The sequence below is a fragment of the Pseudomonas sp. DrBHI1 genome (genome assembly GCF_002205115.1).
GTDB classification, from domain to species: domain Bacteria; phylum Pseudomonadota; class Gammaproteobacteria; order Pseudomonadales; family Pseudomonadaceae; genus Aquipseudomonas; species Aquipseudomonas mosselii.
The window spans coordinates 35,328-60,561 of record NZ_NIBE01000059.1 but is presented as its reverse complement, the minus strand read 5'-3'; the positions used below and the strand labels follow the sequence as shown (position 1 = coordinate 60,561).

Annotated in this window: 25 protein-coding genes and 1 tRNA gene; 10 read left to right on the top strand and 16 right to left on the bottom strand. The window is 66.1% G+C overall.

Translation table 11 applies throughout. The features are described 5' to 3' along the window. The coding region (locus CC207_RS12330) for a substrate-binding domain-containing protein (RefSeq protein WP_256582075.1) at nt 1-680 on the top strand (680 nt) is incomplete at its 5' end. 91 nt (nt 681-771) lie between these two features. Here the strand turns inward: CC207_RS12330 and CC207_RS12325 are convergent. Together CC207_RS12325 and CC207_RS12320 are read right to left on the bottom strand one after the other, a co-directional pair. Continuing rightward, nucleotides 772-1,677, bottom strand: coding sequence for a TauD/TfdA family dioxygenase (locus CC207_RS12325; RefSeq protein ID WP_088852183.1), 906 nt, complete (start codon nt 1,675-1,677; stop codon nt 772-774). Between the two features lie 28 nt (nt 1,678-1,705). Then, nucleotides 1,706-2,746 (bottom strand): ABC transporter substrate-binding protein, encoded by a 1,041-nt coding sequence (locus tag CC207_RS12320; protein WP_028688585.1) that lies wholly within the window; start codon nt 2,744-2,746, stop codon nt 1,706-1,708. Nucleotides 2,747-3,049: 303 nt separating this feature from the next. Here CC207_RS12320 and CC207_RS12315 point away from each other — a divergent pair, with 303 nt between their 5' ends. The 3 genes from CC207_RS12315 to CC207_RS12305 all read left to right on the top strand — a co-directional run bounded on the left by CC207_RS12315 (nt 3,050) and on the right by CC207_RS12305 (nt 5,656). Next, the gene (locus CC207_RS12315; protein ID WP_238348066.1) at nt 3,050-4,633 is read left to right on the top strand and encodes an ABC transporter permease; all 1,584 of its coding nucleotides are present in this window, start codon (nt 3,050-3,052) and stop codon (nt 4,631-4,633) included. After that, complete coding sequence (locus CC207_RS12310) at nt 4,630-5,493, top strand: ABC transporter ATP-binding protein (protein WP_088852182.1); 864 nt, start codon at nt 4,630-4,632, stop codon at nt 5,491-5,493. The genes CC207_RS12315 and CC207_RS12310 overlap by 4 nt, the downstream gene beginning before the upstream one ends. An 86-nt stretch (nt 5,494-5,579) precedes the next feature. After that, a tRNA-Arg gene (locus tag CC207_RS12305) sits at nt 5,580-5,656 on the top strand. A gap of 92 nt (nt 5,657-5,748) precedes the next feature. Here the strand turns inward: CC207_RS12305 and CC207_RS12300 are convergent. Beyond that, nucleotides 5,749-7,593 (bottom strand): DUF3857 and transglutaminase domain-containing protein, encoded by a 1,845-nt coding sequence (locus CC207_RS12300; protein WP_088852248.1) that lies wholly within the window; start codon nt 7,591-7,593, stop codon nt 5,749-5,751. Between the two features lie 226 nt (nt 7,594-7,819). Here CC207_RS12300 and CC207_RS12295 point away from each other — a divergent pair, with 226 nt between their 5' ends. Continuing rightward, nucleotides 7,820-9,550, top strand: a complete 1,731-nt coding sequence (locus CC207_RS12295) for a dipeptidase (protein WP_088852181.1) — start codon at nt 7,820-7,822, stop codon at nt 9,548-9,550. A gap of 146 nt (nt 9,551-9,696) precedes the next feature. Next, nucleotides 9,697-10,134, top strand: coding sequence for a CBS domain-containing protein (locus CC207_RS12290; protein WP_028688590.1), 438 nt, complete (start codon nt 9,697-9,699; stop codon nt 10,132-10,134). 6 nt (nt 10,135-10,140) lie between these two features. Here the strand turns inward: CC207_RS12290 and CC207_RS12285 are convergent, their stop codons facing one another. The 3 genes from CC207_RS12285 to CC207_RS12275 all read right to left on the bottom strand — a co-directional run bounded on the left by CC207_RS12285 (nt 10,141) and on the right by CC207_RS12275 (nt 11,611). Further along, nucleotides 10,141-10,779, bottom strand: coding sequence for a hypothetical protein (locus CC207_RS12285; protein ID WP_028688591.1), 639 nt, complete (start codon nt 10,777-10,779; stop codon nt 10,141-10,143). Between the two features lie 70 nt (nt 10,780-10,849). Further along, nucleotides 10,850-11,092 (bottom strand): DUF2789 domain-containing protein, encoded by a 243-nt coding sequence (locus CC207_RS12280; protein ID WP_028688592.1) that lies wholly within the window; start codon nt 11,090-11,092, stop codon nt 10,850-10,852. A gap of 60 nt (nt 11,093-11,152) precedes the next feature. Beyond that, nucleotides 11,153-11,611: an aminoacyl-tRNA deacylase gene (locus CC207_RS12275; RefSeq protein ID WP_088852180.1), complete on the bottom strand. Its 459-nt coding sequence runs from the start codon at nt 11,609-11,611 to the stop codon at nt 11,153-11,155. A 96-nt stretch (nt 11,612-11,707) separates the two neighbouring features. Here CC207_RS12275 and CC207_RS12270 point away from each other — a divergent pair, with 96 nt between their 5' ends. Both CC207_RS12270 and CC207_RS12265 read left to right on the top strand, forming a co-directional pair. Then, nucleotides 11,708-13,051, top strand: a complete 1,344-nt coding sequence (locus CC207_RS12270) for a nodulation protein NfeD (protein ID WP_062359909.1) — start codon at nt 11,708-11,710, stop codon at nt 13,049-13,051. A gap of 3 nt (nt 13,052-13,054) precedes the next feature. Continuing rightward, nucleotides 13,055-13,807 (top strand): slipin family protein, encoded by a 753-nt coding sequence (locus CC207_RS12265; protein ID WP_028688595.1) that lies wholly within the window; start codon nt 13,055-13,057, stop codon nt 13,805-13,807. Between the two features lie 28 nt (nt 13,808-13,835). On the opposite strand, the gene CC207_RS12260 is transcribed toward CC207_RS12265, so the two are convergent. The 3 genes from CC207_RS12260 to CC207_RS12250 all read right to left on the bottom strand — a co-directional run bounded on the left by CC207_RS12260 (nt 13,836) and on the right by CC207_RS12250 (nt 17,045). Next, nucleotides 13,836-14,468, bottom strand: coding sequence for a LysE family transporter (locus CC207_RS12260; RefSeq protein WP_028688596.1), 633 nt, complete (start codon nt 14,466-14,468; stop codon nt 13,836-13,838). A 79-nt stretch (nt 14,469-14,547) separates the two neighbouring features. Beyond that, nucleotides 14,548-15,135 (bottom strand): mechanosensitive ion channel family protein, encoded by a 588-nt coding sequence (locus CC207_RS12255; RefSeq protein WP_062359913.1) that lies wholly within the window; start codon nt 15,133-15,135, stop codon nt 14,548-14,550. Further along, on the bottom strand, nt 15,135-17,045 hold the full coding sequence (locus CC207_RS12250) for an ATP-binding cassette domain-containing protein (RefSeq protein WP_088852179.1): 1,911 nt from the start codon (nt 17,043-17,045) through the stop codon (nt 15,135-15,137). Before CC207_RS12250 ends, CC207_RS12255 begins: the two co-directional genes overlap by 1 nt. A gap of 50 nt (nt 17,046-17,095) precedes the next feature. Here CC207_RS12250 and CC207_RS12245 point away from each other — a divergent pair, with 50 nt between their 5' ends. Then, nucleotides 17,096-17,575: a TIGR02444 family protein gene (locus tag CC207_RS12245; RefSeq protein WP_062359917.1), complete on the top strand. Its 480-nt coding sequence runs from the start codon at nt 17,096-17,098 to the stop codon at nt 17,573-17,575. Here the strand turns inward: CC207_RS12245 and CC207_RS12240 are convergent. Beyond that, a complete protein-coding gene (locus CC207_RS12240) occupies nt 17,551-18,633 on the bottom strand; it encodes an AlgP family protein (protein ID WP_088852178.1) in 1,083 nt (360 codons plus the stop codon). The two genes, CC207_RS12245 and CC207_RS12240, sit on opposite strands and share 25 nt — an antisense overlap. Before the next feature lie 224 nt (nt 18,634-18,857). Here CC207_RS12240 and CC207_RS12235 point away from each other — a divergent pair, with 224 nt between their 5' ends. Further along, nucleotides 18,858-19,523, top strand: coding sequence for an FKBP-type peptidyl-prolyl cis-trans isomerase (locus CC207_RS12235; RefSeq protein ID WP_028688601.1), 666 nt, complete (start codon nt 18,858-18,860; stop codon nt 19,521-19,523). Nucleotide 19,524: 1 nt separating this feature from the next. Here CC207_RS12235 and CC207_RS12230 read toward each other — a convergent pair whose 3' ends face one another. The 6 genes from CC207_RS12230 to hemC all read right to left on the bottom strand — a co-directional run bounded on the left by CC207_RS12230 (nt 19,525) and on the right by hemC (nt 25,102). Then, entirely contained in the window at nt 19,525-19,995 is a 471-nt protein-coding gene (locus tag CC207_RS12230) for an Rsd/AlgQ family anti-sigma factor (RefSeq protein ID WP_028688602.1), read from the bottom strand. A gap of 230 nt (nt 19,996-20,225) precedes the next feature. Next, complete coding sequence (locus tag CC207_RS12225; RefSeq protein ID WP_028688603.1) at nt 20,226-20,723, bottom strand: disulfide bond formation protein B; 498 nt, start codon at nt 20,721-20,723, stop codon at nt 20,226-20,228. Between the two features lie 291 nt (nt 20,724-21,014). Continuing rightward, a complete protein-coding gene (locus CC207_RS12220; RefSeq protein ID WP_028688604.1) occupies nt 21,015-22,253 on the bottom strand; it encodes a heme biosynthesis protein HemY in 1,239 nt (412 codons plus the stop codon). Further along, a complete protein-coding gene (locus CC207_RS12215) occupies nt 22,250-23,350 on the bottom strand; it encodes a uroporphyrinogen-III C-methyltransferase (RefSeq protein ID WP_028688605.1) in 1,101 nt (366 codons plus the stop codon). Before CC207_RS12215 ends, CC207_RS12220 begins: the two co-directional genes overlap by 4 nt. A 46-nt stretch (nt 23,351-23,396) precedes the next feature. Next, the gene (locus tag CC207_RS12210) at nt 23,397-24,164 is read right to left on the bottom strand and encodes a uroporphyrinogen-III synthase (RefSeq protein ID WP_028688606.1); all 768 of its coding nucleotides are present in this window, start codon (nt 24,162-24,164) and stop codon (nt 23,397-23,399) included. After that, on the bottom strand, nt 24,161-25,102 hold the full coding sequence (gene hemC, locus CC207_RS12205) for a hydroxymethylbilane synthase (protein WP_028688607.1): 942 nt from the start codon (nt 25,100-25,102) through the stop codon (nt 24,161-24,163). The genes CC207_RS12210 and hemC overlap by 4 nt, the downstream gene beginning before the upstream one ends. Nucleotides 25,103-25,234: the final 132 nt, after the last annotated feature.

The following is a 25,234-nucleotide window of genomic DNA, read 5'->3' as shown; positions in this document are numbered from 1 at the left end:
GGGCGCACAACCTGGTCAACGAGATCAACCAGTTCAACGGCGCCACCACCGGCGTGGTGCGCTTCGGCTCGGGGCCGGCCCCCGCCGGCGGGCTGGTGCCAAGGGCGGTGGCGCGGTTCGTCGCCGAGTACCCAGCGGCCCGCACCTGCTTCCAGGTGGACAACTGGCAGGCGCTGAACCGGCGGCTGATCGCCGAGGAGATCGAGTTCTTCGTCGCCGACACCCGCCAGTTCGAGGCCGACCCGGACTACCAGGTGCACAAGCTCAGGCCACAGCGCTGGCACTTCTGCTGTCGCCGGGAACATCCATTGACCGAGCTGGCCGAAGTGCGGGCGCGGGACCTGTTCGATTACCCGCTGGCCACCACCTTTCGCCCGCCGAACATCCGCAAGATCCTCAGTGACTTGAGCGGGCGGCAGGACTTTCTGCCCAGCGTGGAATGCGAGCATGGTTATGCGCTGCTCAATGTCGTGCTGCATTCGGACACCATCGGTATCGCCTGCAGCGCGAACCTGCGGCCCTATGACGGCCTGGTGGCCCTCAAGCTGGTGGATCTGGCGCCGGAGCAGGAGGAGGCGTTCTATACCCGCTATGGGGTGGTGAGCCGGGTGGGGTATGGGTTGTCGGCGCTGGCGCAGGGGTTGGTGAGGCAGTTGATTGCCTGTGATAGCGAGTTGTAGCCGTAAGGGGCTGCTGTGCAGCCCTTTGGGACTGCGCTCCTGTGGGAGCGGCCTTGCGTCGCGAAAGGGCCGCAAAGCGGCCCCAACGATCTCAGCCCTTGCGCGTGGTCCGACTCAATTGCCCATCCACCCCCACCGGCACCTCGCCAGCCAGGGTAACCCGGCGCACGATGCGCGGTTGGGTGCCGTAGTCATCCACCGCATAGTGCTGCGTCGCGCGGTTGTCCCAGATCGCCACGTCCCCCGCCTGCCAGCGCCAGCGCACGGTGTTTTCCAGGCGTGTCACATGCCCCTGCAGCAGCGCGAACAGATGCTGCGAGTCCGCCAGCGAATAGCCCTTGATGCGCTTGACGAAGTGCCCTAGCTGCAACGCCCGCTCGCCACTGATCGGATGCACCCGCACCACCGGGTGCTCGGTCTCGTACACCGTCGAGGTGAACACCTTGCGATAGCGCTCAAGCTTCGCCGGATCGACATCCGGCTTCACGCTGGCATAGTCGTATTCGTTGCTGTGCACCGCCCACAGCTTGTCGGCCAGTTCGCGCAGCGGCTCGGGCAGCTCCTGATAGGCTGCGGCGGTGTTGGCCCACACCGTGTCGCCACCGGCAGCCGGGGCCACCACACTGCGCAGGATAGAGGCCTTGGGGTAGGCGTCTACGAAGGTCACGTCGGTGTGCCAGGAGTTGGCCCGCTGGCCTTCTGCGCCATCGAGCTGCAGCAGGTAGCTGGTGCCATCGACCACCGGCACCGTGGGATGGGCGATCGACTCGCCGAGCAACTGGGCGAAGGCCTCCTGCCCCACGTCGTCCAGGTGCTCCTGGGCCCGGAAGAAGATCACCTTGTGGCGCACCAATGCCGCCTGGATGGCATCGATGGTGGCCGGATCGAGGTCGGCGGACAGCTTGATGCCACGGATCTCGGCGCCGATGCGCCCGGCAACGGGGTGGATGTCGAGTTCCAGGGTTTGCGGCGCGGTGGCCAGTGCGGCGTTGCTCATGGTCGTGCTCCTCACGGTTGTTGTCGGGTCAGCGGGCGGCCTGGACGGCCTGGTCCTGCCGCTGGGCGGCATCGATGAAACGGGGTTCGATCCAGTCGGCCACCTGGAAGCCACGGCGGATCAGGCGCTCCTTGACGGCCAGGTCCACGCCCTGTTGCAGCAGGCCGACGAAACCGGCATCCAGGCGTGGGTCGAAGTAGTCAGCGAGGTTCTCCTCGGCCAGGTCGTCGCGCAGGATCGCCTTTGGCCAGTTGGCGGTGTTCGCCACCAGGTCCACATAGGCCTCGCGGTTACGTTCGTCGCGCAGCCACTTCACCGCCTGCTCCTGGGCGTTGACCACCCGCTGTACCAGGTCGGGGTGCTGGCGGATGAACTCGCCGGTACCCAGCAGCACCGCCTGGGTGCTGCCGGCGCCTTTCAGGTCCCGGGAGTTGACCGGGAGCTCGACCAGCCCTCGCTCGCGCAGCGACAGCAGGCTGGACAGGCCCCAGGTGGCGTCGATCTGCTTGGCGGCCAGGGCGGCGTTGGCCGCGTTGAAATCGAGGTTGATGACTTTCAGCTCACGTTCGGATAGCCCCTGGCTGGCCAGGGCGCTGGCGAACGACAGCTGGTTGGCGGTGCCGCGGAACACCGCCACGCGCTTGCCCTTGAGGTCCTGCAGGCTGTGGATGCCCGAGCCCGGCACCACGCCGAGGTAGCTCTTCACCCCACGCACCCCGGCCGACAACACGCGGGTGTCGAGGCCGTTGGCCTTGCCGATGATCGCGGCCAGGTCGCCCAGGTAGGCGAAGTCCGCCTGGCCGTTGGCCAGGGCCTCGTTGACCACGGGGCCGGCGCCCTTGAAGAAGCGCCAGTCGATACGGATGCCGTCCTTGGCGAACTCTTTCTCCAGCAGTTGCTGGTCGCGCAGCACATCCACCACGCCGCCGGCGCTGGGCTTGCTGCCGGCGCTGAGGTCGGGCACGGCGATACGGATCACATCCGGCTGGGCGGCATGGGCTGCCACGGGCAGGGCGCTCAACAAGGCGGCGAGCAACGGGCTGAGCAGATGGCGGAAGGCGGTTTTCATGGCAAGGCTCCTTGGCAGGCTGCCACCGGCGATGGCCGGCGCTATGGGCCAGAAGCTAGGCAGGTCCGGTTAGAACCTACAAAGATCAAAACTTCATTTTTTAGTAACCAGAAGGCATAAACCAGGCGCCATGCGGGACGCCGGGCGGCTTGCAGAGCACGCATGAAAAATATGAGGAAAACGCAATGCCTCGGGGGTTTCGCATGCAGCAGGCGCATGCTCTTATCTCCTGAATATCGCTTGTGAGAATTTTTAATTCCACAAACGAATAAACAAGGAATGGTTTGTTTGAGAGGTGCCTTGATGAGCGAAGTCTTGAGCGTAGGCCAGCGCCGTAGATGGAGGCCGCTACGTGGTCCTTTCGCGGCACAAGGCCGCTCCTACATACCGTGGGCCGTGCCGCTGGTGGTGGCGGCATTGTGGATTATCGCCAGCCGTGAACACTGGATGAGCGAGCAGATCCTGCCTGCGCCGTCGCTGGTCTGGCAGAGCGCGCTGGAGTATGGCTCCGGTGAGCTCTGGGGCCACCTGTGGATAAGTCTGCAGCGCCTGGCCTGGGGACTGCTGGCGGGAATCGCCAGCGGCCTGCTGCTGGGTACCTGGCTGGGTGGATCGCGGCGAGCGCAGACCCTGGTGATGCCCACCTTCGTCGCCCTGGCACAGATCCCAACCCTGGCCTGGATCCCGCTGTTCATGCTGTTCTTCGGCATCGGCGAGCTGCTCAAGCTGGTGGTGCTGGTCAAGGCCGTGGTGGTGCCGGTCACGCTACATACCCTGGTCGGCGTGCGCGACGCCCAGCCCAAGCTGCGCGAGGCTGCCGCCGTCCTGCGCCTGCCCCCTCACCTGCTGTTCCTGCGCCTGCTGCTGCCCGCCGCGCTGCCGGCGTTTCTCGCCGGTGTGCGGCTGGCCCTGGCCACTGGCTGGACCTCGCTGCTGGCCGTGGAGCTGCTGGCGTCCAGCGAAGGCATCGGCTACCTGATGGTCTGGGGGCGGCAACTGTTCATGCTCGACCTGGTGTTCCTCTGCATCCTGGTGATCGGCCTGGTCGGCGCGCTGATGGATCGCGGCTTCACGCGCCTGGAGCGCGGCCTGTTGCACTGGCCGCAACCGGCCACGGGCGAACAGCTGCGCGGCCAGGTGCCACGCGGCTGGCAAAGCCTGCTGCTGCCTGCGGGGCTGTTGGTGCTGTGGCAGGCCGCCAACAGCCTTGGTTGGGTCGACGCCAACATCCTCACCTCGCCACTGGAGGTGCTGCGCAGCCTGTATGCGGGCCTGCTCGACGGCTCGTTGCCCGATGCCCTGCGCTTGAGCCTGCAACGCACCCTGGCCGGGCTGCTGCTCGGCGGTGGCGCGGGGTTCGTGCTGGGCCTGCTGCTGGGCCTGTCAGCCAGCGCCGAGCGCCTGCTCGGCCCGAGCCTGTCGGCGCTGCGCCAAGTGGCGCTGTTCGCCTGGGTGCCGCTGCTGACCGCCTGGTTCGGCTTGGGTGAAGGCGCCAAGCTGGTGTTCGTCGCGCTGGCGGCGTTCTTCCCGTTGCTGATCGCCACCCAGCGCGGTATCGCCAGCCTCCCGCCACAGCTGGGCGAGGCGGCCCAGGCCCTGCGCCTTGACCTGCCGCACCGGCTGCGTCTGCTGGTGCTGCCTGGCGCCGCCCCGGCGATCTTCGCCGGGCTGCGCCTGGCGCTGATCTACGCCTGGCTCGGCACTATCGGTGCCGAGTACTTCATGCCCTCGGACGGCGGTATCGCCAGCCTGATGATCGGCGCCCAGCAATTGTTCCGCATGGACCAGGTGATGGCCGCCATGGTCCTGATCGGCCTGGTCGGCGCCCTGCTCGGCCACCTCGGCCAACGCCTCGAATCGCGCGCCACGCGCTGGAGATCCGCATGAACGCCTTCATCACCCCGGCCCTGCACGCGGCCAACCAACCCGACGCCACGCCGCCACTGGTCAGTTTCGAGGGGGTCGGCAAGACCTTCAGCGTCGATGGCCAGCCGTTCGAGGCGATCCGCAACTTCGACCTGTCGATCAACGAAGGCGAGTTCATCGCCATCGTCGGCTCCTCCGGCTGCGGCAAGTCCACCCTGCTGCGTCTGCTGGTGGGGCTGGACACCGACTACAGCGGCACGATCCGGGTCGACGGCCAGCCGGTCGACGGCATCGGCGGCGAACGCGGCATCGTATTCCAGGAGCATCGCCTGTTCCCATGGCTGACGGTGGCGCAGAACATCGGCCTGGGGCTGGTCAACGAGACACTCACCCAGGGCGAGCGCGCCCGGCGCGTACACGAGTACGTGCAACTGGTGGGCCTGGTCGGCTTCGAATCGGCCTATCCGCACCAGCTGTCCGGCGGCATGGCCCAGCGCGTGGCCATCGCCCGTGGCCTGGTGGCCAGCCCACGGATCCTGCTGCTGGACGAACCCTTCGGCGCCCTCGACGCCCTGACCCGCCAACAGCTGCAGGACGAACTGCTGGCGATTCGCGAACGCTCGGGGATCACCATCCTGCTGGTCACCCACGATGCCGAGGAAGCCACCTACCTGGCCGATCGGGTGGTGGTGCTGGAGCCGAGGCCGGGGCGGATCAAGGCGGTGGTGGAAATCGACCTGCCGCACCCGCGCCAGCGCACCGGCGTGGCATTGCATGGCTTGCGTGAAAAGGTCTTGCACCAGATCACCGGCAACGGCGGGTACCTGAAGCCGGCGGTACAGCGGGTGGAAGGGCTGCGGCCAGAGCTGATCGCACTGTGACCGGCACCCGCTGTCCCCCCGGGAAAAAACTCCACAGATCAAGGCCATGGACGCCACCGACACAGATGGGTATCATGCGGCCCGTTGCACTCGTAGCTCAGCTGGATAGAGTACTGCCCTCCGAAGGCAGGGGTCGTGGGTTCGAATCCCGCCGAGTGCGCCATGACATCAGCCGTCACCCGTGTGTTTTCACCGGTGCCGGCAAGCAAAAGCCCCGCTCAGATCGCTCTGGCGGGGCTTTTGCGTTTCCGGGCCTCAGCCCTGCACGATGATCTGGCCCTGCAGGTCCCGGACCATGGTCTCGATGACCGGCTTCATCGCCTTGAACTCCTCAGGCGAGCACACCGCCTTCGGGTGCTTGAACTGCATGCGACGCTCGACCACCACGGCGTTGCCGTCCCGGGTGTAACGGGCGCTGTAGTCGAAACTGCCTTCCTTCACGGCAACGGCCTTGGGCGTCGCCAGGACGGTGACGCCGGCCGGGAACTCGAAGCGCGACTGCTCCAGCGTTTCGTTGGAAATGCACACGAAGCCCTGGGTGCGTTCGTTCTCGGTGGCAAAGCCGTAGACCGACTGCGCGATGCCGCCCACCAGGCTGCTCAGGGCCGGCACGCCCACCGGGCCGGGCAGGTTCACCAGGTTCTCGGTATGGCCCTGGACCTGGCTGCGAAAGTGCTCCGGCGCCGTCGACGGCTGGATCAGGATCTTGCCGCTGCCCCGTTGCCCGTAGGCATTGAGCACCTGCTCGACAATGCGATCGAGGTCCGTCGGTTTCATCGTCTTGGCGCCATAGCGGTTGACCTCGCTGGCCCAGCCTTCGATGGTCGAGTCGCCGGTGAAGTCCGCGGCACCCGTGTCCTTGACCTTGAACAGCATTTCACCGACCTGCTTGCCGAACTGGGTGGCCGGGGTCTTGCCGAACACGCCGGTGGCGGTCAGCAGCGTGGTCTTGTCCAGGTCCATCAGCGGCAGGTAACCGGCGGCCACCGACGGGTCGGTCGAATCCAGGTACAGGTCGAGGCTCGGCACATAGGTCAGCACATGGTTGAGCACACCGAGTGTCGGCACCTTCGGCAGCTGGTAGGCATTGCCGAGGTTGATCAGCGCCGGCGAGCTCTCGATACCCGCCGCCTTGAGCAGCGCCTCGAGCAGGGCCACATGGTCCTTGCAGTCGCCATAGCGGTTGTCGAGCACGCTCTGCGCCGCGTGCGGAACCACGCCACCGGCACCGACATAGACCGCCACGTAGCGGATGTTCTCACGCACCCAGTCGCTGAGCTTGAGCGCCTTGGCCCGGGCGTCGGGCAGGTTCGCCGTCAATTGTCCGGCCAACGCGGCAATGGCCGGTGTCACTTGCACGTCGGCGCGCGCCTGGTAGCTGGCGGCAAGCCCTGCGTAGTCCTTGAAGGTCGAGACCGCGAGGTACTGGCCATAGTCCAGGTAGGACACGGCGCTCGCCTCGATCCTGGCCCTGTCGGTCGGCACGAAGTCCCAGCGGTAGACCTTGCGGCCCTTGCCGGCCTTGGGCGTGGACGCCTTGAAACCACGGGCGTCGGCATACAGCGGCAGGTCCGCCGGCAGGTCGTAGATCAGCGAGAACTGCTCCACGGGGTGAAATTCCGCCGCGGTGAGGTCCTCGAAATGGCCGGGGAACAGCGCGGTGGTGCGATGGCGCTTGTAGCGCAGCACCAGGCGGTCGCCTACGGCCACTTCCGGGAAGATCACCACCTTGACCCGGGAGTCCTGGAACATCGGCGCGTAGGTGGACGCCTGCTCCTGCTGCTCCTTGATCTGCGAGGCGTCGACCATGACCTTGCGCCCGTCGGGCTTCTGGGTGAAGGCCTGGTCGACCTCCAGGGTCTCGTACCCACGGTTGTAGCTCAGTGCTTGCTGGGCCTTGGCCTGGATGGCGCGCTCTTCGTTGATGCGCGAGACCGATTCGACCGCCACCTGGAAACTGCCGTCGCGCTGCACGGTGAAGGTCTGCACGACCTTTTCAAGGGTGACGGAGTGGTCGGTGCCATCGTCCCGAGCCTGGGCAGGCGCGATGCAGGCCAGGGTGAATGCCAGCACCCCGGCCAGGGGTGCAAGGTAAGACATGAACATGAGGATCCTTCTCTTGTGACGCGAGGGCTATTACAAAAAACGCTAATGATACGCATTTTTATCATAAACCTGCAGGCCGCGCCGTATATGAACGCTTGCACGTTTGTGCAGAAAAGCACATTGCCACCTCTCCCGTGCCGGTGGTCATTGGTGATAGCGTGGGCATCTTCCGTTTGCGTAAACGGTCACCCTCCACCCCTGCAAAGGAATGCGCACCCCCATGCCATATACCAAGCTATCCGCCGCATCGCTCCTGCTGGCCAGCGTGGCCATGTTCTCGATCCCGGCCCAGGCCAACCTCTCCCAGCAGCAGTCCGCCGCCATCATCAAGGCCTACGACGGCAGCGACCCGGCCGACTTCAAGCAGTTCCTCGGCAAGCTGGCCGGCAGCGACCTGGCCAAGGCCGACAAGCTGGACGACACCCTCAAGCTGTACCTGGCCGGCAAGCCGTTGAGCGCCGAACAGCAGGACGAGATCAGCCGCTTGCTGGGCCTGTACACCCGCATCAAGTACGGCAAGGCCGCCAAGGAAACCCTGCGCGAGCTGGTGGAGATCCCGACCGTTCGCAAGGACGGTGTACCGCAGCACGAGAATCCTGAGTTCATCAAGATCGCCGACAAGATCAAGGCCCTGGCCGAGGGCTTCGGCCTGACGTTCCGCAACATCGACAACCGCGTCTACGAGATCACCCTCGGTGAAGGCAAGGAAGTGATCGGCATCCACGCCCACGCCGACGTGGTACCGGTCACTCCGGACAACTGGAAGCTCAAGGACGGCACCAAGCTCGACCCGTTCAAGGTCACCCTGGTGGGCGACCGCATGTACGGCCGCGGCACCGAGGACGACAAGAACGGCATCGTCGTCGCGCTGTACGCGCTGAAGGTGGCCAAGGACGAGAAGCTGCCGCTGGCCCGCCAGTTCAAGCTGCTGGTGGACACCACCGAGGAAACCACCGGCGACGCCATCCCTTATTACTTTGAACGCAACGCCACCCCCGACTACAACCTGGCGCTGGACGGCGGCTACCCGGTGGTAATCGCCGAGAAAGGCTATGGCACCGTAATGGCCACCTTCGCCAAGCGTGCCGGTGACGGCAAAGGCGCCGAGGTGATCAACCTCACCGGCGGCCTGGCCACCAACCAGATCCCCGGCAGCTCGGTGGCGACATTGACCGGCGACAAGCCGGCCGACCTGGCCAAGGCGCTGAACAAGGCCGGCGCGGCCTACGTCAAACGCCATGGCGGCGACTTCAGCATCGACGCCAAGGTCGACGGCAAGCAGGTGCTGCTCACCGTGACCGGCGTGTCGGCGCACTCCTCCGAGCCCGAGTCCGGGGTCAACCCAGTGGCGCGCATGCTCGACTTCCTCAACGGCCTGGGCAAGGACGTGCCGCTCAAGCACAACCACATCACCGACGCCGCCCGCTACGCTGCCGACAACTGGGGCCTGGACTACCTGGGCAACAAGCTCGGCGTCGGTTTCAAGGACGACTTCATGGGCCCGCTGACCACCTCGTTGACCTTCGTCGGCCTGGATGACAAGGCGCTGAAGTTGGCCGTCAACCTGCGCATTCCCAAGGGCAAGTCGCTCGACACCCTCAAGGACGAGATCGCCGGCAAGCTCGATGCGTGGAAGGCCAAGAGCAAGACCCCGGTGGCGTTCGACTACACCCTCGATGAGCCGATGTACCGCAACCCCGAGGGCGAATGGGTCAAGGCCCTGCTGGCCGTGGCCAGCGAGAACCTGGGCATGAAGCACGAGTACGGCACCTCCGCCGGCGCCACCTCGGTGCACGACCTGCCCAACGGCGTGCAGTTCGGCCTGGCCATGCCGGACGTCAAGTACACCGGGCACAACGACAACGAGTTCAAGACCGTGGAGCAGTTCATGCTCGACCTGCAGGTCGTCAGCGAGATGGTGGCGCGGATCGGGCAGATGCCGAAGCTCTGATGACCCACTCGGGGCCGCGTTGCGGCCCCTTGCCGCGATGACGTTTTTCAATCACCTCGATGCCGTTTCCTGCATTGCCGTGCAGAGCGCCGTGCCGGATGCTTTATTTACTCCGACACGTCGCATTTGCACCCACAGAGGCCCGTATGAAGAACGTCGAACAAATCCTCAAAGCCAAGTCCCAGCACCACACCGTCTACACCATCAACCCTGACGACTCGGTGTTGGATGCCTTGAAGTTGCTGGCGGAGAAGAACGTCGGCGCCCTGCCGGTGATGGAGCATGGCCAGGTAGTGGGAATCGTCAGCGAACGCGACTACGCCCGCAAGCTGGTGCTCAAGGGTCGCTCCTCGGCGGCCACGCCGGTACGCGACATCATGAGTTCTCCAGTGGTCACGGTTGAACCCAAGCAGAATCTCGAGTACTGCATGAACCTGATGACCAACCGCCACCTGCGCCACCTGCCGGTGGTGCATGAGGGCAAGCTGCTCGGGCTGCTGTCTATCGGCGACCTGGTGAAGGAAACCATCGCCGAACAGGCCAACCTGATCCTGCAACTGGAGCAGTACATCCGCGGTGAATGACCCAGCTCAGTGATAGGCGCGCTCCAGCTCGTCCAGCTGATGGTCGAAGCTGCGCAGGCGCGCCGACCAGGTGTACACCAGCACTTCCAGATCCCTGTTGAGCACGGCGGTGTTGCCGCCATCACGGGCCGGCGCGTCGCACAGGTCCAGCTGGTAGCGCTCGCGGGCCATGGCCGTGGCCACGCTGGACAGGTCGCGGGCATTGGCCAGCCAGTGATGGTGGTGGTCGTGCACTTCCCGGTCGAGTTCCCGGCACTGGCGCTTGAGGGCGTCCAGGCTCTGCTCCAGCGGCGTGCCCTTGAGCTCGCCCATCACCTCCTCGAAGGTGCGTCCGGAGTGCCAGTAGCTGCCCCAGAAATAGCGGTCGAACACCGTCTCGACCCGGCGCAGGGCGACCTTGGTGTTCCAGATGGTCAGCAACGTTCGTCCCTGGGCGACTTCGCGCCTGTTCAGGTGCAGCTGCTGCCAGGCGATCCACGCCAGCCCGCACAACGCCACCGCCGCGGTCACGGCGGCGGCGGCATAGAGAAACTGCACGGCCTGGTTCATCGTGTGGGTGTGCCGGATACCGTAGAAGTAGCCGGCGGTCAGGGTGCCCAGGATCGTCACGGTGCACCAGAAACCTGGTGCGTAGGGATCTTTCATTGCGCCATCCCCTCTTGTTTTCCCTGAGCATAGCAACGCCCCGATCACCCATCAGGTGCCGCTCGGCGCTTTATTGGCGGGGACGGCGCAGCGCCTCGTTGAGTTGGTCGAACAGCTCCGCCCAATCGGCATCTTCAAGGATGCTGTCCCTGAGGAACGAGCGCTGGGACTCGTTCCAGAACGGCGCATCCACCAGCTTCACATCCCCCTTGAGCGGCGAATGGCTGGTGATGAACTGGTCGATGCCCAGCGCATCGTCCGGCAGGCCCAGTTGCTTGAACAGTTCGGAAAACTTGTGGATCGGCGCTTCCATGATTCACTCCTATGGCCGGGCCGGTCGTCCACGACGCCAGCCCGGCGTGGGTTGCGAGCATCAGCTCAGTTCGCGCACTTCGGCGTGCGGCACCAGTTTCAAGTATTGCTCCATGCTCATGTGGATAAGGTGATCGTGGTCACCTGCCTCGAGGTAGACATCACCTTGGCGGGTAAGGGTCCGATCGAGCAGCATGGGAATGTGGTAGGCATCGCCCAGGGCCGGGATGGCGCCGCGTTCGCAATCGCCGAACAGGCTCGGCAGGTTGCTTTCGCGGGTCAGCTGCCAGGCGCCGGTCATGCGCACTTCGGTCATGTCCAGATGCCGGTTGGCCGGCAGCACGGCCATGATGTAGTTGCCATGGCGGTCATCGAGCATCACCGACTTGGCGACCCGCTCGGCGGGTACGCCGGCCGTGCGCGCCGACTCCAGGCTGGTGGCCGAATGGGGATGGGGAATGATGTCGTAGTCGCAGTTGGCCTGGTCCAGGCGCTGCTGAAGGGTCTTGGCCATACGCATGATGCACCTCCGGTTTTGCCCCCACCCTCAAGTTTAGGCCGTGGCCCGGCAGCCACGACTAAACTTCAAGGACAGGTCCGCATGAGGTGACGACAGGTGATCGCCCGGCGCTGGCGCGTGCTGCTGTTGCTGCTGATCCTGGGCTTCGCCCCGGGCGGCCAGGCCGCGCCCGGTGCCAACGTGTGGCTGCTGAGCGTCGACGACGCCATCGGTCCGGCCAGCGCCGACTACCTCCTGCGCGGGCTGGACCAGGCGCAGGCCCAGGGCGCGCAACTGGTGGTCATCCGCCTCGACACTCCCGGCGGGCTCGACAGCGCCATGCGCCAGATCATCAAGGCCATTCTCGCAAGCACGCTGCCGGTGGCCACCTACGTCGCCCCGGGCGGCGCCAGGGCGGCCAGCGCCGGCACGTACATCCTCTATGCCAGCCACGTGGCGGCCATGGCCCCGGGAACCAACCTGGGCGCGGCGACGCCGGTACAGATCGGCGCACCCGGCAAGGACGAAAAGCCCGCCGCGAACAGCGAGCAGGACACCCTCGCCCGTAAACAGGTCAACGACGCCGCGGCCTACATCCGTGGCCTGGCGCAACTGCGCGGGCGCAACGCCGACTGGGCGGAGAAGGCCGTGCGCGAGGCGGTCAGCCTGTCGGCCAGCGAAGCCCAGCGGCTGAAGGTGATCGACCTGGTCGCCGCTGACCTGCCCGACCTGCTGCGCCAGCTCGATGGCCGGACGCTGACTGTCGCCGGCCAGCCAGCATCACTGCAGACCGCCGGCGCCAATGTAGTGGAGCACCTGCCGGACTGGCGCACTCGCCTGCTGGCGGTGATCACCAACCCCAGCGTAGCGCTGATCCTGATCATGATCGGCGTGTACGGCCTGCTGTTCGAATTCATGAACCCAGGCTCCGGAGTCGGCGGCGTGGTCGGCGGCATCTGCCTGCTGCTGGCGCTGTACGCCCTGCAACTGCTGCCGGTGAGCCACGCCGGGGTGGCGTTGATCCTGCTCGGAGTGGCGTTCATGGTCGCCGAGGCGTTCCTGCCCAGTTTCGGGGTGATCGGCTTCGGCGGCATCGTCGCCTTCGTGGTCGGCGCGGTGATCCTGATGGACACCGACGCCCCTGGCTTTGGCATTCCGCTGACGCTGATCGTCAGCCTGGCAGTGTTGTCGGCGCTGTTGCTCGGCGGCGTGCTGGGCATGGCGCTGAAGGCGCGCCGACGCGCCCTGGTCAGCGGCGATGCCGGGCTGGTGGGCAGCCTGGTGACGGTGACCCAGGTACGCGCGGACAACCCGTTCTGCGGCTCGGTACAGGCCCAGGGCGAACAGTGGCAGGCGCAGTGCGCGACACCGCTGCAGCCGGGCCAGCACGTGCGGGTGACCGCCCGTCATGGCGTGACGCTGGAAGTCAGCGCCACTGCGCCCACGGCGCAAGGAGAGTAGACGATGTTCATGCAATTCGGATTCAGCGCCGTGCTGGTGCTGCTGGGCATACTGCTGCTCTCGGCCCTGCGCATCCTGCGCGAGTACGAGCGCGGCGTGGTGTTCCAGCTCGGGCGCTTCTGGCAGGTCAAGGGCCCGGGGCTGATCATCCTGATTCCCGGCATCCAGCAGATGGTCCGGGTCGACCTGCGCACCGTGGTGCTCGACGTGCCCTCCCAGGACGTGATCACCCGCGACAACGTCTCGGTCAAGGTCAATGCCGTGCTGTACTTTCGCGTGCTCGACCCGCAGAAGGCGATCATCCAGGTCGAGAACTTCCTCACCGCCACCAGCCAGCTGGCCCAGACCACCCTGCGCGCCGTGCTCGGCAAGCACGAGCTGGACGAACTGCTGGCCGAGCGCGAGCAGTTGAATTCGGATATCCGCGAGGTGCTGGACGCGCAGACCGACGCCTGGGGCATCAAGGTGGCCAACGTCGAGATCAAGCATGTCGACCTCAACGAGTCGATGGTCCGCGCCATCGCCCGCCAGGCCGAGGCCGAGCGCGAACGACGGGCCAAGGTGATCCATGCCGAAGGCGAGCTGCAGGCCTCGGAGAAGCTGATGCAGGCCGCGCAGATGCTGGGCAAGGAGCCGGGGGCGATGCAGCTGCGCTACATGCAGACGCTGGGGTCGATCGCCGGGGACAAGAGCTCGACCATCGTGTTTCCGCTGCCGGTGGATCTGCTCAAGGGGCTGGTGGACAAGCAGCGCTGATGGGGCCTCTGGGAGGCCCCATCACGCGTCAAAGCGGCGCGCGACGCAAGGTAGCGAGGAACGTCGCCGCACCGATGAACAACCCGGCAAAGGTACGGTTCAGGCGCTTCTGCTGCTTCGGCGTGCGCAGCAGGCGCAGCACCCGCGAAGCCAGCCCGGTATATCCAGCCATCACCAGCATGTCGACACTGATCATGGTCACGGTGATCGCCACATACTGCGGCAACAGCGCCTCGTGCGGGTTGATGAACTGCGGCAGCACCGCCAGCATGAACACCAGCGCCTTGGGGTTGCTGACGTTGACCAGGAAGCCGCGGAACACCAGGCTCAGCGGCTTGCCGATCGGTCGTACGCCGGACTCGTCGCTCATGTCCATCGGCAGGGCTTGCCATTGCTTGTAGGCGAGGTAGACGAGGTAGGCGACGCCGAACCACTTGATGACCTGGAAGGCGGTGGCCGACGCGGCGAGGATGGCGCCAACACCGGCGGCGATGATGGCGATCTGCACGATCAGGCCCAATTGCAGGCCCAGGGCGTTCCAGTAACCACGCCAGAAGCCGTACTGCAGCCCACTGGACATCGAGGCGATTGCCCCGGCGCCCGGCGACAGGCTGATCACCCAGCACGCGGCAAAGAAGGCCAACCACGTTTCCATCGACATCGCACACCTCGCTCTAACAGCTTTTGCAAACCGCTAAGCTAAGGTGTTGGCGAAAAAATAACCAGACAATTCTGCGGCTTCAATCGGTTTCCATCGCCTCAGGCTTGGCCGCCACGGCGGCTTCAGTGCCACGCCAACGCCGCACGGCCTTCTGGAAGAACTGGCTGTTCGGCACCTGCACCAGCGCTCCACCGGCTTCCGGCGTTTCCATCAGCGTGGTGTACAGCAGGTTGATGGCGATCACCCGGCCTTTCACCCCCGGCTTGTCGAGGGTATCGACCAGCTCGACCACATCGCCAATGCGAAACGGTCCGACGGTGAAGATCAGCACCGCGCACAGCAGGTTGGACAGCACGCTCCAGATGGCGAAGAACGCCACCGCCGCCACCGCGACGAAGCCCGACAATGCCGTCCACAGCACCGTGGCGGACACCCCCATGCGCTCGAGCACGAACAGCAGCGCGCTGCCCATGATCAGCCAGCGCAGGGCGCCGCGCACCGGCACCATCAGCTCGTGCGGCAACGGGTAGCGCTCGCCCAGGCTGCGCAGGCCGCGCGCGACCATGCGCTGCAGGACGAAGGCGGCGATCAGGATCAGCAGGATCTGCAGCCCCAGCCAGAACGAGTCCATCCACTGCCCCGGCAGCAGCGAACGCAGCGCCTCCATCAGGACAGCGCCTCGAGCTCGGCCTGCATGCTTTCCAGCGTTTCCAGGGCTTCCATCCAGGCTTCCTCAAGCTCGCCTTCGCGTTGCTTGAGCTTGGTCTGACGGGCCAGCAAGTCGCGCAGCTCATCCTTGCGCGTGGTCTCGTACAGACCGCTGTCGCCCAACGTCGTCTCGATCTCGGCCAGTTGCTGGTGCACCTGGTTGAGTTCGGCCTCCAGCTTGTCGGCCGCCTTCTTGTGCGGTGCCAACTGCTGACGCAGGGCCGCAGCGGCCTGGCGCTGGGCCTTCTTGTCGGTCTTGTCCGGGTTCGCGGGCGCGCTGCTCACCGGCGCGTTGCGTTGGCGGTACTCGACCAGCCAGCGGCTGTAGTCGTCCAGGTCGCCGTCGAAGGTGTCGACCTTGCCGTCGGCCACCAGCAGGAAGTCGTTGGTGGTGCTCTTGAGCAGGTGACGGTCGTGGGACACCACCACCACGGCACCGGCGAACTCCTGCAGGGCCATGGTCAACGCCAGGCGCATCTCAAGGTCGAGGTGGTTGGTCGGTTCGTCGAGCAGCAGCAGGTTCGGCCGCTCCCAGGCGATCAACGCCAGGGCCAGGCGGGCCTTCTCGCCACCGGAGAAATTCACCACCGGCTCGTCGACACGGTTGCCGTGGAAATCGAAGCCGCCGAGAAAGTCGCGCAGGGTCTGCTCGCGCTCGCCCGGGGCGATGCGCTGTAGGTGCAGCAGCGGACTGGCCTTGTCGTCCAGCGAGTCGAGTTGGTGCTGGGCGAAGTAGCCGACGGCGAGGTTCTCGCCGCGCACCAGGCGCCCGGACAGCGGCTGCAGCTCGCCGGCGAGGTTCTTGATCAGGGTCGACTTGCCCGCACCGTTGGGGCCGAGCAGGCCGATCCGCGCACCCGGCGCCAGTTGCAGCTTGACCTTCTCGAGGATGGCCTTGTCGCCATAGCCCAGGCGTCCTTCGGACAGGTCGAGCAACGGGCTGGAAATCTTCTCCGACTCGCGGAAGACAAAGTCGAACGGCGAATCGACATGGGCCGCCGACAGCTCCTCCATGCGCTCCAGGGCCTTGATCCGGCTCTGTGCCTGGCGGGCCTTGGTGGCCTGGGCCTTGAAGCGGGCGATGTACTTTTCCATGTGCGCGCGCTGCGCCTGCTGCTTCTCGTAGGCCTGCTGCTGCTGCGCCAGGCGTTCGGCGCGGGTGCGCTCGAAGGCGCTGTAGCCGCCCTTGTAGAGATTGAGCTTGCGCTGCTCGACATGCAGCACATGGTCGACCACTGCATCGAGGAAATCACGGTCGTGGGAGATCAGCAGCAGCGTGCCCGGGTAGCCCTTGAGCCACTCTTCCAGCCAGAGGATGGCATCGAGGTCCAGGTGGTTGGTGGGCTCGTCGAGCAGCAGCAGGTCGGACGGGCACATCAGTGCCTGGGCCAGGTTCAGGCGCATTCGCCAGCCACCGGAGAAGTCGCCGACGCGGCGGTCCATCTGCTCGTTGGTAAAGCCCAGGCCGGCCAGCAGCTTGCGCGCGCGGGCATCGGCGGTGTAGCCGTCGGCGCTGTCCAGCTCACTGTGCAGGCGCGCCAGGGCGGTGCCGTCGTGTGCCTGCTCGGCGGCGGCCAGCTCCGCCTGCACCTTGCGCAGGCGGGCGTCGCCGTCGAGCACATAGTCCACGGCGATGCGGTCAAGGGTGTCGACCTCCTGGCGCATGTGGGCGATGCGCCAGTCGCCGGGCAGCAGGCAATCGCCGGCATCGGGCGAAAGCTCACCGCGCAGCAGGGCGAACAGGCTGGATTTACCGGCGCCGTTGGCGCCGATCAGGCCGGCCTTGTGACCGGTGTGCAGGGTCATCTCGGCGCCTTCTAGCAGGCGCTGGGGACCACGCTGTAAAGTGAGGTTCGATAGTCTGATCATGATGGTCGCGGAGTCTACCAGCTTCGCCGATCACTGGCGCGAGTGAAACCATGCACACCGACCTGTGGAATCACGCCCTGGCCTTGTATGCCCGGCCAGGCGTCGAAGCCGCCAGCCTGGCCCTCCAGGAACTGGGCGGCGATGTCTGCCTGCTGCTCTGCGGCACCTGGCTGCAGACCCGCGGCGTGGCCGCCGATGAACAAAGGATTACCGCCTTGAAGGCCCTTGCCGGCCCCTGGCAACGCGACGTGGTGACGCCGCTACGCATGCTACGCCGGCAATGGCGCGAGCAGGCGCTGGCCGACCCGCGACTGAGTGTGATGCGTGAGCAGGTGAAGGCGCTGGAGTTACAGGCTGAACGCACCTTGTTGGAGCGCCTGGAGGCGTTGGCGCACGAGTGGCCTGCGCAAGCGGGCGCCGCGCAGGACTGGCTGACCCGGCTGGCGCCGGACCAGGCCCGGGACCACGACGCGCTGCATCAACTGCGCGCCGCGGCCCGTGAGCTTCAGGACGCCGAAGTCGACGACTGAGCCGGTGTGGCGGTTGCCGCAGGCGTGGCCGCGCTGTTCGCAGGCGCCGGGGTGGTGCTGGCGGTCGGCGTGGCTGGCTGGTTTTCGGCTGGTTTGCTGGCTACAGGCTTGGCCGGAGCCTTGGCAGCGGCCGGTTTGGCTGCTGTCTTGGCTGCAGGTTTGGCGGCGGGCTTGGCCGCTGCTGGCTTGGCCGGGGCCTTGGCGGCAGCAGACTTGGCCGCTGATTTGGCTGCTGGTTTCGCTGCAGCGGTCTTTGCCGGTGCCTTGGCAGCAGCTGGTTTAGCCGCTGGCTTGGCAGCAGGTTTCGCGGCGGCGGTCTTCGCCGGGGCCTTGGCGGTAGCAGGCTTGGCCGCTGGCTTGGCGGCAGGTTTCGCGGCTGCAGTCTTCGCCGGGGCCTTGGCGGCAGCCGGTTTGGCCGCTGGCTTGGCGGCAGGTTTTGCGGCTGCAGTCTTCGCCGGGGCCTTGGCAGCAGCCGGTTTGGCCGCTGGCTTGGCGGCAGGTTTTGCGGCTGCAGTCCTCGCCGGTGCCTTGGCGGCAGCCGGTTTGGCCGCTGGCTTGGCGGCAGGTTTAGCGGCAGCAGTCCTCGCCGGTGCCTTGGCGGCAGCAGGCTTGGCCGCTGGTTTGGCTGCAGCTTTCGCGGCGGCTTTCGGTGCCGCAGTACGCGAGTCCAAGGCCTTGGCGGCGGCCTCACGCACCTTGCCGACACCCTGGGCCAGCTTCAGGCTTTCCTGGGCATCGCGCTTGAGTTGCTGGATATAAGTACGGGTTTGCGCTTGGCGATCCTTGAGCGAATCGAGCAAGTCCTCAAGTTCTCCGGCGACTTTTTGCGCCTTGCCCTGAGCCTTGGCTTTACCGGCCTTGGCGGCGTCCTGCAACTTCAAACGAGCGTTGTGCAGTTTCTCTTGGGCCTTGCCACGTTGTTTTTCCAACTTGGCCAACAGTTTCTCGGCATCCGCCAGCGCTTGGGAGCAGGCATCTTCCAAATGTTCGAGCAAGCTACCGGAAAGTTGCTGGAGCAGGTGCAACGGCGTACTGACTGCTTTCTTCTTGGCCGACATGGTTTACCTCCTGGCTGACGAGAGTGCGGCTCATACTATGCTTCTGCTGCTACCGCCGCTAGGGCATGTTGACAGTCTCAGTAGCGCCGCGTTGCATGCCTGGGCAAAGTTGTTGTCTTGCAGCTGGAAACAAGTGTAGTTGCCCATTAGTGCACTGCCGATATTTACACATCTTCGCCCAACAACGCTGGCATACTTTGCGCTCTTTGCCGCAGGAACCGTTCATGCCTCGTTATCTGACTCTGGGCCTGTGCCTGGTGATGCCACTCGCCCTGGCCAACGCCGAAACCGCCCCCGCCAACGACAGCGACCTGGCCTACAGCCTCGGTGCCAGCCTGGGCGAGCGCCTGCGCCAGGAAGTCCCCGGCCTGCAGCTCGACGCCCTGGTCGAAGGCCTGCGCCAGGCCTATCAGGGCCAGCCGCCCCGCATTGCCAAGTCACGCATGCAGGCCATCCTCGAACAGCACGAGACGCAAGCCAACGCCGCCGCCGAACAGGCCCAGGTGGACAAGCTGGTGGAAGCGGAAAAACGCTTCATCGCCGGCGAACGGGCCAAGGCCGGGGTACGCGAACTGCCTGAGGGCATCCTCTACAGCGAGCTGGCCAGCGGCAGCGGCGCACAACCCAAGGCCAGCGGTCGCGTGCAGGTGCGCTATGTAGGGAAATTGCCGGATGGCACGGTGTTCGACCAGAACCTGCAACCGCAATGGTTCAAGCTGGACTCGGTGATCGAGGGCTGGCAGGTGGCGCTGCCACGCATGAAGGCGGGGGCGAAATGGCGCCTGGTGATCCCGTCGGCGCAAGCCTACGGCGCCGACGGTGCGGGTGACCTGATCGCACCCTATACCCCACTGGTGTTCGAGATCGAACTGCTGGACGTGGCCGACTGAATCAGGCCTGCACCGCGTCCTCTTGCTTGTGGGCGTTGTGCAGCACTTCGATCAGGCAGTCTTCCAGCTCGAAACGCTCGTGCAACAGGCTTCCGAGCTTGCCCAGCTTTTCCGCGAAGCGTTCGGTGTCGGTGCATTCGCCCTTGGCGCAGTGGTCGTTGAAGGCCAGGGCGATCTGGGTGATGTCGTTGATCCGCGGGTTGATTTCCTCGGCCAGCTCCAGCGCACGCTCGTCGCCAAAAGCCTTGGCCTCGCTGATGAGCTGTTCGCACACCTCGAAGTGCCACGCCGAGACGTAGTCGACGAGGACCTCGCAGAATCCGCCGTTGTGGTGCTTGTCGGCAAAGGCCGGCTTGGCATCGCGCAACGCGCGGAAGGCCTGCACCAGTTCCTGGCGCTCCTCCAGCCAACGATCGATCAGCTTGTGAACACCGCCCCAGCGTTCCTGGGCGTTCTGGCAACTATCGAGCATGGCGATCTCTTCCCTTCTGGGTAGATGCCGCTGCACCTCGCGACACAACACCGTGGCACAAAGGTGACGTCAGCAAACGGCATCGAGCAGTTGTATTTTCGGTAAGCGTGCTGCGAGATTATTCCCGCGCGACCTGCCCTTCAAGGTACGCAGCAGACAAAGTTCATACAAGCGTTTAATCCCGTTGCCGGCCACCGCTGGTCGCGCAATGCCCGGTGCATTGCCGTGGATCAACCCGCCGCGTCCTGGCGTAATCGATACAGCACCAGCCACGACAACGGCACCGCCGCCAGCAACAGGAAGGCCAGCAGGCTCCATTCCGGCAGGGTCAGATCGAGGAAGCTCCAGTTGACCGACACGCAGTCCGGGCTGCCCAGCAGGAACGCCTGCAGAATCTCGCTCCACGGGCGTTCGACCAGGTGCGCCAGGGGCAGGTGGCAACCGCTGACCGGCAGCGGCTCGGCCTGCAGCCAGACATGCCGCCCCGCCAGCAAGGCGCCAGCCGACGCGAACAGCAGCGCCAGCCGGGCATGCCAGCGGCGGGCGCCGGTGTGTAGCGTGGCGACCAGGCAGGTCAGCGCAAAACAGCCCAGCATCAGGCGCTGGCTGAAACACAACGCGCAGGGATCCAGGCCAACCACGTTCTCGAGACGGAACGACGCAACCAGCACCACTACGGCGGCCAGGAAGGCGGGAAGGAACGAGCTGCGCAAGCAGGCCAGCGACATGGGTAGATGTGATCCGAAAATGAAGGAAGTGGTTTGAAACGGTAGAGGAAAGGAGCGCTTTGTATCAAGGCGCTACAGTGCAGACAAGTCGCTGAATGGCTAGAGAATCATTTTTGTGGAGCGTGGGAATATTCCGACGCGAAGGAAGGAAGATTCAACGCCCTCCCCGCAGAGGGCGCGTCTTGAGTCATCGCTCATCAGAAAATGCAACACGCCGCTGGCAAAACATCGCACCTGCACCGGCAGGCATGCCCGCGATGCGCAACAGTACGTCACGTGGCCAGTGAGCCCTCAGGCCCGAACACCCTCCGGCAGCGGCAACGCCAGCAGGCGCTCATCCAGCAGCCCCAGCCCTTCCTGGAACAGCTGATTGCTGCGCTCGGTCTCGCCAAGCCCTGCCAGCAAGCGTGCCAGCTCGGCGCAGGTTTCCGGATTGCGCTCCATGCGCAGACTGCTCTCCAGATAATCACGCGCCTTGCCCCACAAGCGGTTCTGCAGGCTCAGCCGGCCGAGGGTGAGCAGCAGGCTCGGGTCCTGCGGATGCTCCTTCAGCCAGCCTTCGGCCGTCTGCAACTGGCGCGCCGGATCGTCGCCGCGCACCAGCCCGTACAGGCGTGCCAGGTGGCTTTCGTAGCCGCGCTTGAGCGCGCCGCGAAGCACCTGCTCGGCCTCGCCCTGGGCACCGACCTGACGCAGCTGTTCGGCATAGGCAGACACCAGTTGCGGCTCTTGACGCTGAGCATTGGTCAGCTGTTGCCAGGCGCGCTCGAGCGCCTGGCGCGCCGTCTGCGGATCCTCGCCACGAGTCGCCGCCAGGCCCAGGTTCTGGCCCCAGGCGCGCTGCTCCAGGTCGGCAAGCTCCGCCGCGGGCAGCACCTTGTGCTTGCGCAAGTCCGGCAGCAGGCGGATCAACGCCGGCCAGTCACCGCGCTCCAAGTGCAGGCGCTGCAGCAGGCGCAACACCTGGGCATTGTGCGGGTGACGCTCCTGCATCGCCTGCAGGGCCTCCAGCGCACCCTCGCTCTCGCCCCGGTCCATCTGCAACTGGGCATGGGTCAGGGCAACGGCGAGCTCCGCCTGGGGCTGGCGCTCCAGGGCACGTTCGAGCAGGTTGTCACGCTCCTCCACCCGTCCCAGTTCGTTGGCGGCGCGAGCGGCACCGAGGTAGTAGAGCAGTGGCTGGCGGTCGGACTCGGCGGCACGCTGCAAGTGGCGCTGGGCACTCGCCCAGCGCCCCTCGGCCAGGTCCAGCTGGCCTTGTTCGACGGCGATGCGGGTACGGCGGCTGCGGTTGCGCCGCGACCACGGGTTGACCACCCCGGACGAGGTCAGCACCAGGCCGACCAGGTAACGCAGCAGCAACAGCAGCACGATGATGCCAACCAGCGCGCCGAGCGCCGCCCACAGCCCGGACTGATAGCGGAAGCCGCCGTAGGCGATCAGCACGTAGCCGCTATGCTTGGCAATCGCGATGCCCAGCGCCGCGGCAACGACGATCGCCAGCACCGCCAGCAGGTACACTCGCTTCATGGCTTGGCCCCCTCGGCGGCGGCCGGTAGGTGGCGACGCTGGATGTAGGCCTGCACCGCGGCCAGGCTCTCGCTCAGGTCAGGCGTGACCACCGACACCGGCTGTTCGGCCAGCTGGTTGAAGCTGTCGAGCATCGCCTTGCTTTGCGGGTTGTCCGGGTTGAAGTTGGCCAGCAACACGCTGCGCGCGTCGTCCAGGGCCTGGGCATAGACCTTGGCCTCGCCGTTGAGCGCCGCCCATTGCGCCTGCTCGATGGTCAGGCTCAGGGCCAGGCGCAGCTGGTTGAGCGACTGCCCGGACAGCAGCGGGCGGACGTTGTCGTCGGCATTGAACTCGATCTGGAAGTACTTGGAGATCTCCGCCCACCACTGCGACCAGCGGCTGGCGCCGTCGCCATCGGCGGTCAGCGCGCCCATGGCGTCGGCTTTGCTGTCGAACTCCGGCGACTGGGCGCTGAGCTGCTGCACCAGCTCACGCTGCGCGGCGAGCTTGAGGAACAGCCCAGTGCGATCCGGCTGCTCGGTGCTGGACAGCGTCGCCAGGCTGCGGGCCAGTTGCTCGCGGGCGGCGAAGGCGCCCGGGTCGCTCTGCTCGCGGAGGATCTCATCGGCACCTTCGACCAGCGCCTTGGCGCTGGTGATGTCCTGCAGCGCCGACAGGCGCAGGGTGGCCAGGCGCAACAGGTGCTCGGCCTCGGCCAGGCGCCACTCCTTGCGGCTTTCGCCGAGCACGGTTTCCAGGCGCTGGCTCAGGCGCTGCTGGTCGCCCTGCAATTGCGCCACAAGGCGCCGGCGGTCTTCCAGCTCACTGGCTGCCGGCAAGCTGGCCAGCTGCGCGCTGAGCTGCTGCTCGCGCTGCTGCAGCGCGTCGGCGCGTTGATTGAGGGCTTGCAGGTGTTCGCCCTGGCCTTGCTCGCTGCCTTGCAGCTGACGGACCTGCCAGACGCTCCAGCCGCCGACCGCGACGCCGGCGGCGCCCAGCAGCAGGGCCAGCAGCGCCAGGCCGTTGCCGGAGCGTCGGGCGGGCTTGGCGGTGGCGGATTGCGGCGCCTCGGGCGCCGCGGGCTGTTCAGTGTTGGACAAGACAGTTTCGCTCACGTATCCATCCTTTGCATGGTGGCGCATAGCTCTCTAGCTTAGCGCCTTAAGGGGCAGGCGCAGCGGTTCGCTGCACGGCTGCCAGCAAGGCCGCGGCGCTGGCGCCACGGCAATCCACAATGTCTTTCGCCCCGAGCGCTCGGGCCTGCTCGGCCACCCGGGGGCTGGGCACGAACAGCGGCAAGCGGGAAAACCGCGGCCAATCCGCACCCGCCAGTCGCTGCAAGTGTTCCAGACCCTGCCCACTGCTGACCACCAAGCCATTGAGGCGTTCCCCATCGATGCGCTGGGCGAGGGTCGTGGCAGGGTAGTGCGGCAGGCAGCGGCGATACAATTCCAGATAATCGACACTAGCACCTTGCTCGGCAAGACGCTCGGCCAGCAGTTCACGACCTCCGACGCCGCGCACGATAAGGACGCGGGGTGCCGACACGGCGATAGCCTCGCGCAGGGCGGGCAATGCGAGCAAGGCTTCGCTGTTGTCGCCGACAGCCGGGAAGGCCACCTGCAACCGGCGCTCCTGAAGGATCCGCGCGGTTGCCTCGCCCACCGTGAACCAGCCGGCGAACGGCGGCGTCACTCCCGCTTGGGCGAGTTGCTCCAGCAGCAGGCGGGCCGCCGGTTTGCTGACCACGATGATGGCGTGGGCCTCGGCGATCGCCCGCAGGCGCTGCAACTGCTCAGGGGCCGGCGCGATCGCCTCGATCACCAGCAACGGCAGGCTGGCGCTGGCGATGCCCGCGTCGGCCAGGGTCTGCGCCAGCGCCGCACAGTCCTCTTCAGGGCGGGTCAGCAGCAGGCGCCAGGGGCTCACGGGTGGCCGGCCTCGCCGTAGACTTCCTTGAGGATCGCCTCGGCCCCCTGCCCGAGCAGGTCTTCAGCGACCTGCACACCCAGGCGCTCGGCATCGGCACGCGGCGCCCGGGCCTCGGCCACCAGCAAGGTGCCGCCGGAGGGCTGGCCAACCAGGCCGCGCAGCCACAGCTGCTCGCCTTCGAGCACCGCGTAGCAGGCGATCGGCACCTGGCAGCCGCCATTGAGGCGCTTGTTCAGGGCGCGCTCGGCCACCACCCGATCGGCGGTGTCGGCATGGTGCAACGGCGCCAGCAAGGCATGGATCTGGGCGTCGGCGCTGCGGCATTCGATGCCCACCGCGCCCTGGCCGCCCGCCGGCAGGCTGTCATCGACGCTGATGGAGGCAGTGATGCGGTCCTCGAAGCCGAGGCGAATCAGGCCGGCGGCGGCGAGGATGATGGCGTCGTACTCGCCGGCATCGAGCTTGGCCAGGCGGGTGTTGACGTTGCCGCGCAGGAAACGGATCTCGAGGTCGGGCCGGCGCGCCAGCAACTGGGCCTGGCGGCGCAGGCTGGAAGTGCCGACGATGCTGCCGGCCGGCAAGGCCTCGAGGCTGGCGAAGGTGTTGGAAACGAAGGCGTCGCGCGGGTCTTCACGCTCGCAGATGCAGTACAGGCCCAGGCCCTCGGGGAAGTCCATGGGGACGTCCTTCATCGAGTGCACGGCGATGTCGGCCTCGTTGTCGAGCAGGGCGGTTTCCAGCTCCTTGACGAACAGGCCCTTGCCGCCGATCTTCGCCAGCGGCGCGTCGAGCAGCTTGTCGCCGCGGCTGACCATCGGCACCAGGGTCACCAGAAGACCAGGATGCGCCTGCTCCAGGCGGGCTTTGACGTATTCGGCCTGCCACAGGGCCAAGGCACTTTTACGGGTGGCAATGCGGATTTCGCGAGTGGACATGAAGCGCACCGATCCAGAGAAATGCGGTCGATGATAACAGCTCCTCTGGGTGTGCCCGCAGATTCAGATCAGCAAAGCGCCACGCGGGAGCGGGCATGACCCGCGATTGCGATGGCGGGCAACACCTCATCG

Excerpts from the sequence above, each read along its gene's own strand:
- CC207_RS12325 (WP_088852183.1), bottom strand. The coding sequence starts at position 1,677 with ATGAGCAACGCCGCACTGGCCACCGCGCCGCAAACCCTGGAACTCGAC.
- CC207_RS12320 (WP_028688585.1), bottom strand. The coding sequence starts at position 2,746 with ATGAAAACCGCCTTCCGCCATCTGCTCAGCCCGTTGCTCGCCGCCTTG.
- CC207_RS12315 (WP_238348066.1), top strand. The coding sequence starts at position 3,050 with ATGAGCGAAGTCTTGAGCGTAGGCCAGCGCCGTAGATGGAGGCCGCTA.
- CC207_RS12310 (WP_088852182.1), top strand. The coding sequence starts at position 4,630 with ATGAACGCCTTCATCACCCCGGCCCTGCACGCGGCCAACCAACCCGAC.
- CC207_RS12300 (WP_088852248.1), bottom strand. The coding sequence starts at position 7,593 with ATGTCTTACCTTGCACCCCTGGCCGGGGTGCTGGCATTCACCCTGGCC.
- CC207_RS12295 (WP_088852181.1), top strand. The coding sequence starts at position 7,820 with ATGCCATATACCAAGCTATCCGCCGCATCGCTCCTGCTGGCCAGCGTG.
- CC207_RS12290 (WP_028688590.1), top strand. The coding sequence starts at position 9,697 with ATGAAGAACGTCGAACAAATCCTCAAAGCCAAGTCCCAGCACCACACC.
- CC207_RS12285 (WP_028688591.1), bottom strand. The coding sequence starts at position 10,779 with ATGAAAGATCCCTACGCACCAGGTTTCTGGTGCACCGTGACGATCCTG.
- CC207_RS12280 (WP_028688592.1), bottom strand. The coding sequence starts at position 11,092 with ATGGAAGCGCCGATCCACAAGTTTTCCGAACTGTTCAAGCAACTGGGC.
- CC207_RS12275 (WP_088852180.1), bottom strand. The coding sequence starts at position 11,611 with ATGCGTATGGCCAAGACCCTTCAGCAGCGCCTGGACCAGGCCAACTGC.
- CC207_RS12265 (WP_028688595.1), top strand. The coding sequence starts at position 13,055 with ATGTTCATGCAATTCGGATTCAGCGCCGTGCTGGTGCTGCTGGGCATA.
- CC207_RS12260 (WP_028688596.1), bottom strand. The coding sequence starts at position 14,468 with ATGTCGATGGAAACGTGGTTGGCCTTCTTTGCCGCGTGCTGGGTGATC.
- CC207_RS12255 (WP_062359913.1), bottom strand. The coding sequence starts at position 15,135 with ATGGAGGCGCTGCGTTCGCTGCTGCCGGGGCAGTGGATGGACTCGTTC.
- CC207_RS12250 (WP_088852179.1), bottom strand. The coding sequence starts at position 17,045 with ATGATCAGACTATCGAACCTCACTTTACAGCGTGGTCCCCAGCGCCTG.
- CC207_RS12245 (WP_062359917.1), top strand. The coding sequence starts at position 17,096 with ATGCACACCGACCTGTGGAATCACGCCCTGGCCTTGTATGCCCGGCCA.
- CC207_RS12240 (WP_088852178.1), bottom strand. The coding sequence starts at position 18,633 with ATGTCGGCCAAGAAGAAAGCAGTCAGTACGCCGTTGCACCTGCTCCAG.
- CC207_RS12235 (WP_028688601.1), top strand. The coding sequence starts at position 18,858 with ATGCCTCGTTATCTGACTCTGGGCCTGTGCCTGGTGATGCCACTCGCC.
- CC207_RS12230 (WP_028688602.1), bottom strand. The coding sequence starts at position 19,995 with ATGCTCGATAGTTGCCAGAACGCCCAGGAACGCTGGGGCGGTGTTCAC.
- CC207_RS12225 (WP_028688603.1), bottom strand. The coding sequence starts at position 20,723 with ATGTCGCTGGCCTGCTTGCGCAGCTCGTTCCTTCCCGCCTTCCTGGCC.
- CC207_RS12220 (WP_028688604.1), bottom strand. The coding sequence starts at position 22,253 with ATGAAGCGAGTGTACCTGCTGGCGGTGCTGGCGATCGTCGTTGCCGCG.
- hemC (WP_028688607.1), bottom strand. The coding sequence starts at position 25,102 with ATGTCCACTCGCGAAATCCGCATTGCCACCCGTAAAAGTGCCTTGGCC.